Genomic DNA, 16077 nt, shown 5'->3' on the forward strand with positions numbered 1-16077 from the left:
TTGAGTCGGTGCGGGATTCGCTGTCTGTGGCGGGCGCGCAGACCGAAACGATTCGCGTCCGGCTCGATATCGGTTACGACGGTACCGATTTCACCGGCTGGGCGCGTCAGCCCGGGCTGCGCACGGTGCAGGGCGTGCTGGAGGAATCGCTGAGCAAGGTATTCCGCGAGTCGGTGCAGTTGACCGTCGCAGGCCGCACCGACGCGGGTGTGCACGCCGAAGGGCAGGTCGCGCATTTCGATACGACCGCCGAATTCGATGGCGCGAAGCTGGTGCATCGGATGGCGCGGTTTCTGCCGAAAGACGTGCGTATCAAGGCTGCTCGCGTCGCACCGCCCGAATTCGATGCCCGCTTTTCCGCGATCCGTCGGCACTACGCCTATCGACTGACCACCGCGCCCTACGGCGCCGAACCGCTGCAGGCGCGCAGCGTGGTCGCCTGCCGGTCCGATGTCGATGTCGACGCCATGCGCGAAGCTTCGCGAAAGCTACTCGGACTGCACAACTTTGCCGCGTTCTGCCGCCGACGTGATGGTGCGACCACGGTGCGCGAACTCCAGCGCTACGACTGGGAACGCGACGGTGACGCATTGACCGCCTATGTCAGCGCCGATGCCTTCTGCTGGTCGATGGTCCGCAGCTTGGTCGGCGCTGCGCTCGCTGTCGGGGAGGGGCGACGTACACCCGATTGGGTTGCTGCGCTGCTGAAGGAAACCGAGCGCTCGAGCTCGGTCACGGTGGCCCCCGCGCACGGTTTGAGCCTGATCGCCGTCGACTATCCCGCCGATGCCGACCTCGCCGCTCGCAATGCCGAGACGCGCGAAATGCGGTCGGTACCGATGCCGGACGAGGGTTGCTGCGGAGACTGATCGGACCCGGTCGCGGCGGGCAGCCGCCGCCTGATCGCACCACAGATCCGGTGGCGTGCGGGCGCTGCCGCTCGAGTCGCGAAAAGGGTACTCCCGCACCGCGACTCGCCACACGGAGCGGGAGCGGGAAACGGGTCAGCTCGACGAACCCGCTTCGATGGTCTTCGGCTGCGACGACGAGCCGGAGATCTCGATGCGGCGTGGCTTGGCCTTCTCGGCAATCGGGATTGTCACCGACAGCACGCCGTTGTTGTAGGTCGCGCTGATCTTGTCGGCATCCACGTTGTCGCCGAGTGAGAGCTGGCGCATGAATGAGCCCGCGAAGCGCTCGGAGGCAATCCACTGGACGCCTTCGTCGCTCGGTGTGCTGCGTTGCGCGCGCAACGTGAGTGTGCCGTTGTCGACGCTGACGTCGACCGAACCGGGGTCGACTCCGGGCAGGTCGGCGTTCAGCACGTAATGGTCGCCTGCCCTGAACAGATCCATCGGCATGAATCGCGGAGCGCGGGTGGTACCAGCGGATTCGCCCAGCAATTGGCGGGCGACGGTATCGATGTCATGAAACGGATCGAACCTCAGCACAGCAATCACCTCCATCCCCGTCGGTGACACTCACCACGGCGGTGAGCGCCGGAAGCTGTGCACCGACAAATTTAGCACTCTCCATGGGTGAGTGCCAGATCTGCCTTTCGGATCTCGGCGGGTGGAATAGGCGCCACCTCATGGCCGTTCGCTTCAGATATGGCTATCGAGCAGCTCGGACGGTTCGGCGTATGGCGCGACTACACGGGGTTCGACCCCGAGCAAGCGCGGGAGTTGGAGGAGCTGGGTTACGGCACCCTGTGGCTGGGGGCCTCGCCGCCCGCCGAGTTGTCCGAGGTGGAGACGCTGCTGGACGCGACCGAGTCGATCACCGTGGCCACCAGCATCGTCAACATCTGGTCCGCGCCCGCGAAGCAGGTGGCGGAGTCGTTTCACCGGATCGAGGCGCGTTTTCCCGGTCGTTTCCTGCTCGGCCTCGGCGCCGGCCATCCGGAACACGCAGGCAACTACCGCAAGCCCTACGACGCGCTCGTCGACTACCTCGACGAGCTGGACGAGGCCGGAGTGCCGAAACAGCGGCGCGCCTTGGCCGCGCTCGGCCCCCGGGTGCTGAAGCTGGCGGCGGATCGCACCGCGGGCGCGCTGCCCTACCTGGTCACCCCCGCACACACCGCGAGGGCTCGGCAGGTGCTCGGTGCGGACGCGGTGTTGGCGACCGAGCACAAGGTCGTGCTGGACACCGATCCGGTGCGGGCGCGCGCGACGGCTCGTCCGCGTGTCGAGTTCTATCTGGATCTCCAGAACTATGTCGCGAATCTGCGTCGCCTCGGATTCGCCGACGAGGACCTCACCCGGCCGGGCAGTGACCGGCTCCACGACGCGCTGGTCGCCCATGGCACCACCGATTCGATTGCCGATCAGCTGGCCGCGCATCTGCGCGCGGGCGCCGATCACGTTGTGGTGCAGGTGCTCGACGAGGACCCTCAGCAGACACTGCGTGCGCTGGCGCCAAAGCTTGCCGCGCTGTCCTGAGGCGTGCCGCTGGGCATCTGACGCAAATCCGTCGAAGTGCGCGGCGCCGAGGCCGAACAGTTCGGTGCCTGCGTGATCCAGCCGCACCGCCGCGGATGTGGCCGCGCCGGGCGGCGACCGCGGCGGTGCCGTTGCTCCCGCGGTAGTCCGCGACCAGGAGATTTCGCCGAGTCGATCGTCCTAAGGGACTGTAAGAAACCCACCAGGACCATTCCCCGGCGACTGTGACAGCAGACACACTCGATCTCACCTGACGCGCTGATGCGTCGATGAAGGAGATCTTGTGACCAAGACACAGCCCGTGAGCGAGCGCCGGGTGATTGCGAACGTGCTTCGCGGATCTGTCGGCAATCTCGTCGAGTGGTACGACTGGTATGTCTACGCGGCTTTCAGTGTGTACTTCGCGAAAACATTCTTCCCCGCTGATGATCCGGCGGCACGGCTGTTGTCGACCGCCGCGGTGTTCGCGGTCGGCTTCCTGATGCGTCCGATCGGCGGCTGGCTGCTCGGCCGCTACGCCGACCGGTTCGGCCGCCGCTCGGCGCTGACCCTGTCGGTCAGCGTGATGGCGTCGGGCTCGTTGCTGATCGCGCTGACCCCCGGGTATCAGACGATCGGACTCGCCGCCCCGATCATCCTGCTGCTGGCCCGGCTGCTACAAGGGTTGTCGGTCGGCGGTGAATACGCCACCAGCGCAACGTATTTGTCGGAGGTGGCTTCTGCGGGCAAGCGTGGGTTCTACTCGAGCTTTCAGTACGTCACCCTGGTCGCGGGCCAGTTGGTCGCGCTGGGTGTGCAGATCGTCCTGCAGCAGTTCCTCGACAACGCCCAGATGGATAACTGGGGCTGGCGGATTCCGTTCGTCATCGGCGCGGCGAGTGCGCTGGTGGTGATGTGGCTGCGGCGCAGCATGGACGAGTCCGAGCAGTTCGAGGCCGTCATCGCGGCCGAGCGGATCGACACGGCAGCCGCGAGCGGCAAGCCCGCGCCGCCGCGTGGCTCGCTGCGGATGCTGCTGCAGTATCCCCGGGAGTGCCTGCTGGTGATGGGCCTGACCCTAGGCGGCACCGTGGCGTTCTACACCTACACCACCTACATGCAGAAGTTCATGATCTATACCTCCGGCATCTCCAAGCCGACGGTGGCGTGGATCAACTTCGTCGCGCTGCTGGCGTTCGTGGTGTTGCAGCCGTTGTCCGGTGCGCTGTCGGACCGGATCGGCAGGCGCAAGCTGCTGATGTTCTTCGGTGTCGCAGGAACCCTGTTGACCGTGCCGATCATGACTGTGCTCGCCCATACGAAGAACCCGATCGGCGCGTGGGCGCTGATGATGGTTGCGCTGGTCATCATCACCGGCTACACCTCGATCAACGCGATCGTGAAGGCCGAGCTTTTCCCGACCAAGATCCGCGCGCTCGGCGTCGGCCTGCCATACGCGCTGACGGTCGCCATCTTCGGCGGCACCGCGGAGATGATCGCGGTCGCACTGAAGAAGGCGGGCCACGAGTCGCTGTTCTTCTGGTACGTCGCGGGCTGCATCGGAATCTCGCTGGTCACGTACTACTTCATGCGGGAAACGTCGACGGAGTCGACCATCGACGCCGAGGCATCGGCGTCGGCCGCCGCGTCCGCGCCGGATACAGAACGGAAGCCGGATAAAGAACGGAAGCTCGCGCCCGCACGCCCCTGACGGCTGTGGTCAACGAGGTTGTGCGCGCACCCGCCGATCGTCGCCTGTGGGAGGATCGGCGCGTGCGGCTTGCTGTGGTCGAAGACGACGACGGTGTTGGCGACGCCCTGGTAGAGGCGCTCAACGCCCGCGGCTACCGCGCCGAACGCCTGCGAAGGGGCGTGGATCTGCTGATCGCGCATCGCGGCTACGACGCGGTGATCCTCGATCTCGGCCTGCCCGACGCCGACGGGCTGCAGGTACTGCGGCAGCTGCGTGAGGTGAGCTCGGTACCGGTGCTGATCCTGACCGCCCGCAGCGACGAACGCTCCATCGTGCGCGGGCTGCGCGGCGGCGCCGACGACTACCTGGTGAAGCCACCGCGGATCGCCGAGTTGATGGCTCGGCTGGAGACGGTCATGCGGCGCGCGGCGGTGGCGGCGGAGCCGATGCGCGTGGAGGTGGTCACGGGGGATGTGCGGGTGGATCTCGTTGCCAGGGTGGTCGAGGTCGGTGGGGCGCCGCTCGCGTTGACGCAGAAGGAGTTCGAGTTGGTGGAGGTGCTCGTCGAGCGGCCGGGCGCCGCGGTGAGCCGCCAGCAACTGATGGACCGCATCTGGGGTGACGCGTTCGTCGCGGTGTCGCGGTCGCTGGACGTGCACATGACCGCACTGCGCGCGAAGCTGGCCAGGCCCGGTCTGATCACCACCATCCGCGGCTACGGCTATCGGTGGGGACAATGAGCCGGGGAGTGGAGCCGGGATGCGTCGACGGCTACTGATCGCGTTGACGGTGTTCGCGGCGCTCGCGGTGCTCGCGTTCGCGGTGCCGCTGTCGCTGACCTTCGCCACCAGCCGGACCCAGGAGCTGGTACTCGGCCGTTCCGGTGACGCCGATCGTTTCGCCACCCTGGCTGATGCCGCGGCCGCGGACGGGGATGTCCGTGCGCTGGCCGAGGAGGTCGGCCGCTACCACGAGCTCTACGGCGAGCCTGTGCTCGTGGTAGACGCGCGCGGCGCGCCGACGGTCAATGCGGCCGTGGATATCGATGATTCCGCCATCGTCGCCGCGGTGGCCGCCGCGCGCCGAAATCAGCGACCGCAGCCGATCAACCGGCTGATGCCGTGGGGCGCGCCGACCATGCTGGTCGCTCGACCGGTCGGGACCGGCGTGCAGGTCAATGGTGCCGTAGTGATCGAGGCGTCCACTGCGCGGGCGCGCGCCGATATCGCGAAGGCATGGGCGGTGATCGCGGCGGGAGCCGTTGTCGCCATGGTGGTATTCACGCTGCTGGCACTGACCCTGAGCCGCTGGGTGCTGCGACCGCTGGCCGCGTTATCGCACGCGGTCGCGGACCTGACCGCGTCACTGCCGAAACCGCGCACCGAAGTAGTCGCACCCTCCATCGCCCGCCGCCACGGCGGGCCGCCCGAAATGCGGGCCGTCGCGGAATCGTTCGACGCCATGGCGCTTGCCGTCGCCGACTCGGCGGACGCCCAACGTCAGCTCGTCGCCGACACCGCCCACGCCATGCGTAACCCGCTGGCGGCTTTGACGATTCGTCTCGATTCGCTGGAGCCCGCCATCCCGGAAGGTGCGACGGCAACCTTCCACCGCGCGAGTGCCGAGGTCGAACGCCTGACCGCGCTACTCGACGGCCTACTCAGCCTGGCGGTAGCCGAGACCCCCGCCGCCTTCGAAGCTGCGCACACCGCCGGTAGCGCTGAAAACCATTGCGACGCAGTGCAAGTAGTCGCCGATCGGATCGATGCGTGGCACTCCGCTTTCGAGAGTGCGGGCATGCACCTGGGTGCGTGGGGCGAGCCGGTGGTCGGAGGCGATGTCGTCAGCCGTCTACCGGTCGCCGCCACTCACGCGACCAGCGACTCGCGGGTCGCTGAATACGATGCTTCGAGCGACTGGCAGGTCGATCGACATGGCGCGGACGTTGCGGTTCCCGCGGACGTCCTCGCGCAGATACTCGATGTGCCCCTGAGCAATTCGTGCCGCTACGCGGGCTCCGGCGCACACACCGCGATTGTCGTCGCCACCGAGCCCGGTTGGGTGACGGTGACCGTCCGCGACGACGGCCCCGGAGTAGCCCCTGAGGAGATCGACAGACTCGTCACCCGCTTCTACCGTGGCGTCACCGCACCCGCGGGCGGCTCTGGCCTCGGTCTCCCGATCGCCGCCGCCCTCACCCAGGCCCGCGGCGGCACGTTGACCGTCGAGCCGGTCGACCCGCACGGCCTCGCGATCCGTATCCGTCTACCGAGGGTGGTCGAGCGGTGATGCGGCGTCGGAATTTTTTGGCGCTGGCCATGTTCGGGGCCATTGCGGGGATTTCGGGATGCGGCGCGGACGCGGGTGGTGTCAACGTACGGTTGGCTTCTGGTGAGGCGGGTGGGCTCTACCATGCCTTCGCTCGGCTACTCGCGGCAGTCGCGGAACAGGCGGGTGGGGTAAGGATCGAACCGGTGACAACCTCGGGCTCGCAGGAGAATCTCGCGCGCCTTGCTGCGGGCGAGGTGGATGCGGCACTGACGCTGTCGGATTCGGTGGGGGAGCGCGATCGGGTGCTGGCGCTCGGGCGCGTCTACGAGAACTATCTGCAGCTCGCGGTACGGGCGGACAGTCCCATTCACCGCGTCGCCGACCTGCGCGGCACTCGGGTCAACCTCGGAGCCGCGGGCTCGGGTGCCGCGGTCACCGGCGAGCGGCTGTTGTGGGCCGCGGGCTTGGATCCGGCGGTGGATGTGTCGATCGCGCACCGGCCGTTGCGGGAGGCGGTGGCGGCGTTGGACTCCGAGGAAATCGACGCGCTGCTCTGGGCGGGCGGCGTGCCCACCAGCGCGCTCGAGGTACCGCGGCGGATGCGCCTGGTCGACCTGGGTGAGTTGGCGGTGCCGATGCGAGAGCGGTTCGGCTACCTCTACGACCGCGTCGAGATTCCCGCTGATGCCTATCCCGGTGGCCTCGCGGTGCACACGGTGGGCGTCGCGAATCTGCTGCTCGCCGCGCCGTCGCTGCCGGACGAGGCCGCGGCGGCGATCGTCGACCTGCTGGTTTCCTCCGCCGACGCGCTGGTCCCGGCCGAGGCCGCGGGCACCCAATTCCTGGATGCCCGCTCACTGATCGGAACGGGTTCGGTACCGCTGCATCCCGGTGCGGCAGCGGTGTATCGGCGCCGACACGGTTGAGAGGGGCTCATTCCGCTGTCCGACTACCTCGACCGGTGATCTGACCGAAGGAGAACCCGAGATCGGAAGAAACGCGTTGGCCACAATCTCGGGCGCGGTCGTGTGAACGAACATCGCGATGATCACATCACCGCCGTGATGACGATGAGTAGAAGCCAACGGCCCCTTTGATTCTCGGCCATGTGCTCGTGCGCTGCCCTCGCAGTCACCCGGTCCTGAAAATGCCTTCGGACGGTAGCAAGGTAGGCGACCACATGCTAGGTGGGAACGCGAGGTTGACCTCTCCCACTGCGGGTTCTGCAGCATCTCGTTGCTCCACAGCGGGATCAGTGCTGACGGTTCTTGCTCGTCTCCACCGCGGCGTCGTTGAACGCTCGAACTCTGGCTGTCTCCCGGGAGCTGCGCCACACGAACCCCCACTCGACAGGCGGGGCGTCGTCGAACGGGAGGTAGGTGACGTCCGGTCGGAGGTAGAAGCGGGTGACCTGGGCTCCAACGATGAATGCGCCCTCGCCCGCGCCGACGAGCGTGAGGATTTCCTGGAAGGTCTGGGCGCGCCTGCCGTGCGCGATCGGCGCGCCACTGGGCGTGTGCGATGGGACCCGGTCCTGCACGACCGAGTCGGGCAGTGTCGTCGGCAGCCGCACCAGGGTAACCTCGGTGAGATCCTCCAGCGAGATCGAGGCGCGCCCGGCCAGCGGATGCCGGGTGGACACCGCGAGCATCCGCGCTTCACTGATCAGGGTTGGGCCGGTGACCAGGTCGGGCTCATCGATCGGACGGCCGATCAGCACCATGTCGAAGGCGTCGTTGCGCCAGCCGTCGAGACCGTCGTTGACCTGTACCTCTCGGATATTCACCTCGCTGCCGGGGTGTGCCGTACGGAAGTGCTTGGTCGTCTCCAGAATCAGCTGACCGGCGGCGGCACCGTTGAATCCGACGTTCAGCACACCGGTGACGCCGCGGCCCTCGGCGGTGGCGCGCTGGATGGCCCGCTGAATCCGCTGGTGCCCCGGGAGCAGATCCTCGCGCAGTAGCTGCCCGATGGGGGTGAGGGTCACGCGGCGGCTGGTGCGTTCGAAAAGCGGTGCGCCGATTCGGCGTTCGAGGCTTTGGATGATCTGGGTGATCCGGCTCGGCGACACCCGGAGCCGTTCGGCCGCTCTGCCGAAATGCAGCTCGTCCGCCAGCGTCAGGAACGCCTCGATCTCATGCCGCTCCATGGCCCTCCAGTCGATCGTTGAGTGGGCCTAAACGGTTGTTGCATAACGCGTTGTTGTTCCCAGGAACACCCTTCTTAATCCTTGAAAAGGTAGTTGTCCACGTGAAGTGAGGAACACCGATCCATGAGTAGAACCTCCGAATACATCCTTGTGCTCGGCGGCACAGGCAAGACCGGCAGCCGGATCGTCGAGCGGCTACGAGCCATCGGGGCTCCGGTGCGCGTCGGCTCTCGCTCCGTCGACCCGCCGTTCGATTGGGACAACCCGGCGAGCTGGGCGCCTGCGCTGCTGGATGTGCGCGCGGTGTATGTCTCCTTCCAGCCGGATCTCGCGGTGCCGGGTGCCCCGGAGGCGGTGCGTGCCTTCGGCGAGATGGCCGCGACCGCGGGCGTGCGGCGGCTGGTGCTGCTGTCGGGGCGCGGTGAGGAGGAGGCGCAGGCCGCGGAGCAGGCGCTGGCCGAGGCGGGGCTGGACCTGACGGTGATCCGGTCCAGCTTCTTCGCCCAGAACTTCAGTGAGGGCGAGTTTCTTGCCCCGCTGCGGGCCGGACAGCTGGTGCTGCCGGTCGGGGCGGTCCCGGAGCCGTTCATCGATATCGATGACATCGCCGATCTCGCGGTGGCCGCGCTGACTGAGGAAGGACATGCCGGCCAGATATATGAGGTGACCGGACCACGCATGCTCACCTTCGCCGAGGCGGTCGCCGAAATCGCCGCGGCCACCGGGCGTTCGATCGAGTACGTCCAGGTGTCGCCGGCGGAGTATGCGGCCGCATTGGCCGAGGCTCAGGTGCCCGATTACCTGATCGAGTTCCTCGGCTATCTGTTCACCACGGTTCTGGATGGCCGCAACGCCTATCTCGGCGACGGTGTGCAGCGCGGTCTCGGCCGTCCGCCGCGGGATTTCGCCGAGTACGTGAAAGCAGCGGCGGCCGACGGTGTCTGGGATGCCGAATGAGGGCCGCGTGCGGGAGCGGAGTCGCGCCATGAAGGCGTTGCGATCGAGCACGCTGGTTCTTGCGGCAGTGACGGCCGGACTGATGGCCGGGTTGTTCGCCGCGTTCGCCTATTCGGTGATGCCCGGCCTGAAACGCAGCGGCGATGCCGCATTCGTCGAGGTCATGCAGAACATCAATGTGGCCATAGTGAATCCGCTGTTCATGACCATGTTCATGGGTGGGCTGGTGGCCGGACTCGCCGCGGTGGTGGCGAATTGGCGCTCCGGCGACCCGGCGGTGCGGTACTGGGCGATCGCCGGATTCGTCTGCTATCTGGTGATGTTCCTGATCACCAGTGGCGCGAACGTGCCCTTGAACGACAAGCTCGCCGCGGCGGGTGATCCGGCGACGATCGCGGATCCGGCCGCCGTGCGCGCCGAGTTCGAAGGGCCGTGGGTGGCGTGGAACATCGCGCGTGCGGTCGTCAATGTCGGTGCACTGACGTGTTTCGCGTTGGCGCTGTTGCGATCGGGTAGGCAGGCCGACGTCGAGGTGATCGCAGATCCGCGTGCCGCGAAGCTGTCACCGGCACGACCGATGTCGCGATAGCGGACCCTCAGGACCGGACCAGGCGGGCGATGGCGTCGGTGGCCTCTTTGATCTTGGCGTCGGCTTCGGGGCCACCGGCGACCGCCGCATCGACAACACAGTGGCTGATGTGGTCTTCGAGCAGGCCCATGGCGACCGCCTGCAACGCCTTGGTCATCGCGGAGACCTGGGTAAGGATGTCGATGCAGTACTTTTCCTCCTCGACCATGCGCTGTAGTCCACGGGCCTGCCCCTCGATCCGGCGCAGTCGCTTGAGGTAGTCGTCCTTGGCCGTGATGTAGCCGTGGCTGGAGTGATCGTGGGCGGCGTGGTCCTGCGTGGCCGCGGTGTCGTGCGACGGGGTGGGTGTCACCGGCTGTCTCCTCGCTGCCTGCCGGATCTCTCCGGCCTGATCGGATTAATACCCCCCTAGGGTACAACGGATTGGGCGACTTGTCAGGTCGGCGCCCGGTCGATCGCCCGGGAGGCCGTCGCTGCGAGAGCCGGTACGGTGCCGACGTCATGACCGGGCTCGGGGCGTCCGAGGTGCGGACGGGGACCCTTCGGGGCGGCACGTGGAGCCGGGCGGGACAATCATGTGCATGAGTTCGCATGCCCGGCCCGCGATCGCCGTCATCGGCGGTAGTGGCTTCTATGATTTCTTCGACAACGAGGCGACCGCCGTCGAGGTCGACACCCCCTACGGCAAGCCGAGTGCGCCGATCGCGATCGGCGAAGTGGAGGGTCGTCCGGTGGCGTTCCTGCCGCGGCACGGCAAGCAGCACGAGTACGCCCCGCACACACTGCCGTACCAGGCCAATATGTGGGCGCTGCGCTCGCTCGGGGTGCGTCGGATCTTCGCCCCGTGTGCGGTCGGTAGCCTGCGCGCGGACTGGGGGCCCGGTACCGTCGCGGTACCCGATCAGCTGGTGGACCGCACGTCGGGGCGGCCGCAGACCTACTTCGACGGCGGCGGTGTGCACGTTTCCTTCGCCGATCCTTACTGCGAAGAATTGCGTTCCGCCGCAACGAAATCCGCGACCGATGAGCTGCCGATGAAGTCGTCGGGCACCATGGTCGTCGTGCAGGGTCCCCGGTTCTCCACCAGGGCCGAGAGTCGCTGGTTCGCCGCCCAGGGCTGGGAACTGGTGAATATGACCGGCCATCCCGAGGCGGTCCTCGCTCGCGAATTGGAAATGTGCTACGCCGCAGTCGCTTTGGTGACCGACCTGGATGCGGGCGTCGAGGAGGGCGACGGTGTGCATGCCACCGACGTCTTCGCCGAGTTCAAGAAAAACCTCGGTCCGTTCAAGGAGCTGATCCGCCGCTCGGTGTCGGCCGTTCCGCACACCGACACCTGCGCGAAGTGCAGTGTGCACGGGGGTGTGACGCTGCCGTTCGAGCTGCCCTGAGTCATCGATCGAAAGGTTGTCGATCGAGGGGCGTTCGCCTTCGAGTGGAGTGGGTCGGCCGTGTGGGCCGACTCAGCCGAGTGGTCCGGCCGCCCGGAGTGGTCCGGTCGATCAACGCGACCGCGGAGGCAGCCACGTGGGTGCGGGCCTCGGTAGCTGCCCACTACTCCTTCAAGAAATACGACGGGAGGTTCAGTGGGCTCACTGGGTGCCGTCTCGCCGAAGTTCAGAATCACAAACGGCGGCATCGAGATGCCGCCAGGAAATCCTGCGTCAGACCGCAGAATCTGGAGCGCCACGTTATCCCGCGTGGGACGAGTCGATCCACCACTACATAGACAGCGTGTCGGTGGTCCCCGGCACCGCAGACGGCCTACCTCGACTTCCGTGCGAGCAGCTCTACCTCGGACCAGAAGCTCGGTGGGGGCCCATGGCTGCGGGACACGTCGGGTAGCGCTCACGCTGGTGTGCCGCTCGTCGCTGTCATGTTGCGGCGATAGGCTCACGCTGTGGACAACCCGTTGCGGCTCGAAGTGATCGTGGCCAGTGTGCGGCCGGAGCGTTTCGCCCCGGTCGTCGCCGACTGGTTCCTGCGGACGGTGCGGGTGAATCCCGAATTCGACACGGGCGTTATCGATCTCATCGACACTCCGCTGCCGGTCGATCTCATCGACACTCCGACGGCCGAGGCATACCGTGCCAGGCTGGCCGCGGCCGACGCTTTCGTGGCGATCACTTCCGAGTACAACCACGGCTATCCGGCCTCGCTGAAAACCGCCTTCGACACGGCGAAACGGGAATGGCGGGCCAAACCGATCGGCTTTGTCGCCTACGGTGGCCTTTCCGGCGGTCTACGCGCCGTCGAACAGCTGCGTCAGGTAGTCGCCGAAATTCACATGGTCTCCATCCGTGAAACGGTCAGCTTCCACCAGGCGAAGAAGCGGTTCGACGCAGCTGGGGAGACCCACGACGGCGCCGCCATCGACGCCGCCGACCGTATGATTCGCCAACTGGCCTGGTGGGCCCGAACATTGCGCGCTGCCCGCACCACCGATCCCTACCCGGGATAACCGCACCACCGATCCGCGCCATCCAGATAGGTTGCTGTGCTGTTGGGTCCGGATCGCCCGCCGAGCGCAGTCGAAACGCGGCACGACACGCCGCCCGGCGTCACCATATGACTGCGCTCGACGGATCTCGATTAACTCAGAAGCTATGTGGGCGCGGCAGTGGCCGCAGTAGTTGGTCGTCCGGCGACAGCAGGCCCGCATCGGGCCGGGCGAAGCGAGGTAGGTCGCGCCTCAACACCTGTAATACAGAACGAACGTCGCGTGCCTACGCGGACTCATCCCGCGCTACCCGCCATTGCCCGGCGGCCGCGCGGATGGCCGATATAGGTGGCCTCGCGGGGGATGGAGACCAGGGTGAGGTCGACCTGCGCGGTGCCGGTCCGCAGGATGACGTGATTGCCGATGGCCCCGGGCTGGTGGATCGAGAGGTCGGGACGGGTGGCGGGCCAGCCCATCGGATCGCCGGTGACGTAGATCGTGGTAACACCGGCATGCGGCGCGGGTGCGAGCACCCCGTCGACCACGGTGGCCGTGAAACCCGCGTCGGACTGGTGTGTTTCGACCGCGAGGGTGAGTCGCTCGGGGTTCGCGATGGTGTTCACCAGGTTCTCCCACGCGTGCGCCCGGTCGGTGCGCACCAGAATGCGCTCGCCGACCGCGAGTGCGCGGAACACCAACTGCTGCGCCAGATATAGCTCGCCCGCGACATACACGGTGGAGATACCGGTGCCGACGATTCGCACCGCGACACCCTGACCCTCGTCGTCCGAGCCGATCAGCTGACCGCAGCCCGACGACGGCAGGTGCAGCGCGCCGATCACATCGATCGGGTACTCGGCCACCGGCACGGTGTCGTCCAGAGCCGGGATGGCCAGCGGGAGATGGGCGAGCAGTCCGTCGCGGTGGCGGCCGTTCATCGAGATGAGGCCCTTGAGTTCGGTCCGCTCCGGCAGCTCCCGTGCGGTCAGCCGCCAGGCCGCGCCGATGCTCACCGACTCGGCCGAACTACCGGGACGCAGCCGCACCGCGACCGTGGTGCCGCGCGAGGGCGCCACCCACAGCTGGGCGAGCAGATCGGAGCCGAGCCGCTTCGGGTCGACCGCGCTGCCGATGTTGACGTTGTTGCCGATCTCCGCGTAGCGCCAGCGGTGGGTCAGCGTGCGCGGGTCGTAACCGGCGGTGATCTGCAGGACCGCCTTGCGGATTTCCGGCGCGGTGAGGATGCGGGCACCGCAGTCGGCGTCTTCGAGTGCGCGCATAATGCGTTGTGTCGCAATGGTTACCGCACGCGAGGCGCCCTCGCTGCCGCCGCCGCGGCGGGCCGCGGCCTCCGGGCAGGCGATCGCGTCGAAGCTGATGGCGAGCCACACCGTGCGATGCGCGGTGGCAGGCAACGGCCCGAGCAGCGATTCGTAGATCTTGCCCGCCGGTGTGCCGGAGCGGCTGCGGTGTCCGTGGCTGATGATGTCGATACCGCTGAGCAGAATGTCGTGCTGGTTGAGGCATTTGGCGAGCTCGGGCAGTGGCAGCAGGTGCGAGGCGTGCACCGTCGTGCGGGCGATCCGGGTCAGCCCACCCTTGGGGGCGAGCACCTCGACAACCGTGACAACACGTGTTCCGTCCCAGTACAGCCCGAGCGAACGACCGTCGGTACCACGGAAATCGACGGTGTCGCCGATCTCGTAGTCACTGCGCGTGGCATAGCGCCACCAGGTGCTGATCCAGTCCAGCAGGGTCCGTTTGGCAACGGGGATGAGCGGTAGCAGAGCGGCGACAACGGCCGCGGCGAGAGCAGGCAGCGCCGCAAGTCCGACGAGCAGTGCGAGCAGTCCGGCTACGAGTCCGATCACTTGTGCAACAAGCAGATTCTGCAGCGAGATGCGCCCTAGGAGCGGGCGTGGTCCCGCGCCGGCAGATTCGGCCATCGTCGTCCCCCAAGTACCCGATATCGGCCGTTTCCTACCGGCCGAGCTGAACAAGAGTCCTCGGGAACTGTACTGTGTTCCGCGAACGTGAGCACTGTTCGGGGGAGGAAACATGCCTTCAAAACCCACTACTCGCTGGCAGGTCAGTGGCTATCGCTTCCTGGTCCGGCGGATGGAGCATGCGCTGGTCCGCAGGGACGTGCGGATGCTGCACGATCCGATGCGCTCGCAGTCGCGTGCCTATGCGGCCGGGCTGGTGCTGGCCGTCGTTGTGTTGGCAGGCTGCGGTGTGCTCGCGCTGCTGCGCCCACAGGACAAGATCGGCACCAACAAGATCCTGATCGGCAAGGAATCCGGTGGCGTCTATGTCGTCATCGATGACGTAGTGCATCCCGCGCTGAACCTCGCTTCGGCTCGGCTGGCGGCGGGGGAGCCGGCCAAGCCCGCGGTTGTGAAGGACTCCGAACTCGGTAAGAAGCCGCGCGGTCAGCTGATCGGCATTCCCGGTGCGCCCGCCTCGCTGCGATTCGAGAAGGACGGCAAAGGCCGCGCCTGGACCGTCTGCGATCAGCTGAAGAACGACGGCAGCAAGGACCTCACCACCTCGGTGCTCGCCGGTGACCCCGAGCTCGGCGAAAAGGCTTCGGTCATGGGCAGGGACAAGGCCCTGCTGGTGCAGGGCAAGGACTCGGCGTATCTGGTGTACGAAAACCGACGCGCCCGAGTCGACATGACCGACCGCGCTGTCACCGACGCGCTGAACATCACCGGCATGGCTCCACGCCCGATCGGCGTAGGCCTGCTCAACACGATTCCCGAAGTGTTGCCGATCATTCCGCCCAAGATCGACGACCCGGGCGCGGCGGTGAACTACGCGGTCGCCAACCATCGGGTCGGTGATGTAGTGGAGGTACCCACCGAGCCCGGTATCTACCACGTGGTCCTGCCGGACGGGTTGCAGCAGATTTCTCCCTTGACCGCCAAGATCATCCGCAACCGCTACCGGTCCGCGGCGACTACCACCACGATCGATCAGATCGACAAGACCAATGCGAACGTCTCGCACGCTTTGCGCGTGGAGCTCTATCCACACACAGCGCCGACCATCATCCAAGCCAGGGACCAGCCGGTCGGCTGCCTGTCCTGGAAACCGATTGCCGCGGCTGCTGACAACAAGGACGGCAACCGTGCCGAGCTTTCGGTGATCACCGGTGTGGCCCTGCCGATTCCGGAGAAGGCCAAACTGGTGCCGCTCGCGCAGGCGGACGGTTCCGGGGTCAATGCCGACTCGGTGTACATCAAGCCAGGCACCGGCGCGTTCATCCAGAGCACCGGCATCGAAATCGATAGCCGCCGCAAGGACAGCCAGTTCTATATCGCCGACACCGGAGTCCGCTACGGCATCAAGAACGCCGACGCCGCCAAGGCGCTCGGGATGGATACCGAGGCGGGCGTGAAGCCCGAACCCGCGCCATGGCCGATTGTCGGCCTGCTCGCCTCCGGCCCCAGCCTCGGCAGGGAAGAGGCGATGGTCGCGCACGACGGCATCGCTGCGGACCCGTCGCCAGCGAAACAGCCTGTCGCATCTATTAAGTGAGCCGCGGTCCGG

Annotated in this window: 15 protein-coding genes; 11 read left to right on the forward strand and 4 right to left on the reverse strand. The window is 66.9% G+C overall.

What is annotated here, in order from left to right:
* Window positions 1-50 precede the first annotated feature (50 nt).
* Window positions 51-869: a tRNA pseudouridine(38-40) synthase TruA gene (gene truA, locus AB0M74_RS27760; protein ID WP_366529297.1), complete on the forward strand. Its 819-nt coding sequence runs from the start codon at window positions 51-53 to the stop codon at window positions 867-869.
* A 135-nt stretch (window positions 870-1004) separates the two neighbouring features.
* Here truA and AB0M74_RS27765 read toward each other — a convergent pair whose 3' ends face one another.
* Complete coding sequence (locus AB0M74_RS27765) at window positions 1005-1451, reverse strand: Hsp20/alpha crystallin family protein (protein WP_366529236.1); 447 nt, start codon at window positions 1449-1451, stop codon at window positions 1005-1007.
* A 159-nt stretch (window positions 1452-1610) separates the two neighbouring features.
* Between AB0M74_RS27765 and AB0M74_RS27770 the strand changes: the two genes are divergently transcribed.
* From AB0M74_RS27770 to AB0M74_RS27790, 5 genes are all read left to right on the forward strand, one after another.
* Window positions 1611-2444: an LLM class F420-dependent oxidoreductase gene (locus AB0M74_RS27770; protein ID WP_366529237.1), complete on the forward strand. Its 834-nt coding sequence runs from the start codon at window positions 1611-1613 to the stop codon at window positions 2442-2444.
* 283 nt (window positions 2445-2727) lie between these two features.
* A complete protein-coding gene (locus tag AB0M74_RS27775; RefSeq protein ID WP_366529238.1) occupies window positions 2728-4134 on the forward strand; it encodes an MFS transporter in 1407 nt (468 codons plus the stop codon).
* 62 nt (window positions 4135-4196) lie between these two features.
* Window positions 4197-4856, forward strand: coding sequence for a response regulator transcription factor (locus AB0M74_RS27780; RefSeq protein ID WP_366529298.1), 660 nt, complete (start codon window positions 4197-4199; stop codon window positions 4854-4856).
* Window positions 4857-4875: 19 nt separating this feature from the next.
* A complete protein-coding gene (locus AB0M74_RS27785; RefSeq protein WP_366529239.1) occupies window positions 4876-6405 on the forward strand; it encodes a HAMP domain-containing sensor histidine kinase in 1530 nt (509 codons plus the stop codon).
* Window positions 6405-7313 (forward strand): TAXI family TRAP transporter solute-binding subunit, encoded by a 909-nt coding sequence (locus AB0M74_RS27790; protein WP_366529299.1) that lies wholly within the window; start codon window positions 6405-6407, stop codon window positions 7311-7313. Before AB0M74_RS27785 ends, AB0M74_RS27790 begins: the two co-directional genes overlap by 1 nt.
* A gap of 326 nt (window positions 7314-7639) precedes the next feature.
* Here AB0M74_RS27790 and AB0M74_RS27795 read toward each other — a convergent pair whose 3' ends face one another.
* Window positions 7640-8536, reverse strand: coding sequence for a LysR family transcriptional regulator (locus AB0M74_RS27795; protein WP_366529240.1), 897 nt, complete (start codon window positions 8534-8536; stop codon window positions 7640-7642).
* A 123-nt stretch (window positions 8537-8659) separates the two neighbouring features.
* On the opposite strand from AB0M74_RS27795, the gene AB0M74_RS27800 reads away from it, so the two are divergent.
* Window positions 8660-9493, forward strand: a complete 834-nt coding sequence (locus AB0M74_RS27800) for an NmrA family transcriptional regulator (RefSeq protein ID WP_366529241.1) — start codon at window positions 8660-8662, stop codon at window positions 9491-9493.
* 28 nt (window positions 9494-9521) lie between these two features.
* Window positions 9522-10082 carry an anthrone oxygenase family protein gene (locus AB0M74_RS27805; RefSeq protein WP_366529242.1) on the forward strand — a complete coding sequence of 187 codons (561 nt, stop codon included), beginning with the start codon at window positions 9522-9524 and terminating at the stop codon, window positions 10080-10082.
* Between the two features lie 7 nt (window positions 10083-10089).
* Here AB0M74_RS27805 and AB0M74_RS27810 read toward each other — a convergent pair whose 3' ends face one another.
* A complete protein-coding gene (locus AB0M74_RS27810) occupies window positions 10090-10434 on the reverse strand; it encodes a metal-sensitive transcriptional regulator (RefSeq protein ID WP_366529243.1) in 345 nt (114 codons plus the stop codon).
* 229 nt (window positions 10435-10663) lie between these two features.
* Between AB0M74_RS27810 and AB0M74_RS27815 the strand changes: the two genes are divergently transcribed.
* Together AB0M74_RS27815 and AB0M74_RS27820 are read left to right on the forward strand one after the other, a co-directional pair.
* Window positions 10664-11473: an S-methyl-5'-thioadenosine phosphorylase gene (locus AB0M74_RS27815; protein WP_366529244.1), complete on the forward strand. Its 810-nt coding sequence runs from the start codon at window positions 10664-10666 to the stop codon at window positions 11471-11473.
* A gap of 509 nt (window positions 11474-11982) precedes the next feature.
* A complete protein-coding gene (locus AB0M74_RS27820) occupies window positions 11983-12543 on the forward strand; it encodes an NAD(P)H-dependent oxidoreductase (RefSeq protein WP_366529245.1) in 561 nt (186 codons plus the stop codon).
* Window positions 12544-12818: 275 nt separating this feature from the next.
* Here AB0M74_RS27820 and eccE read toward each other — a convergent pair whose 3' ends face one another.
* Entirely contained in the window at window positions 12819-14468 is a 1650-nt protein-coding gene (gene eccE / locus AB0M74_RS27825) for a type VII secretion protein EccE (RefSeq protein ID WP_366529246.1), read from the reverse strand.
* 112 nt (window positions 14469-14580) lie between these two features.
* On the opposite strand from eccE, the gene eccB reads away from it, so the two are divergent.
* Window positions 14581-16065, forward strand: coding sequence for a type VII secretion protein EccB (gene eccB, locus AB0M74_RS27830; protein WP_366529247.1), 1485 nt, complete (start codon window positions 14581-14583; stop codon window positions 16063-16065).
* The last annotated feature ends 12 nt before the right edge of the window (window positions 16066-16077 follow it).

The organism is Nocardia sp. NPDC051463 (genome assembly GCF_040681975.1).
GTDB lineage: Bacteria > Actinomycetota > Actinomycetes > Mycobacteriales > Mycobacteriaceae > Nocardia.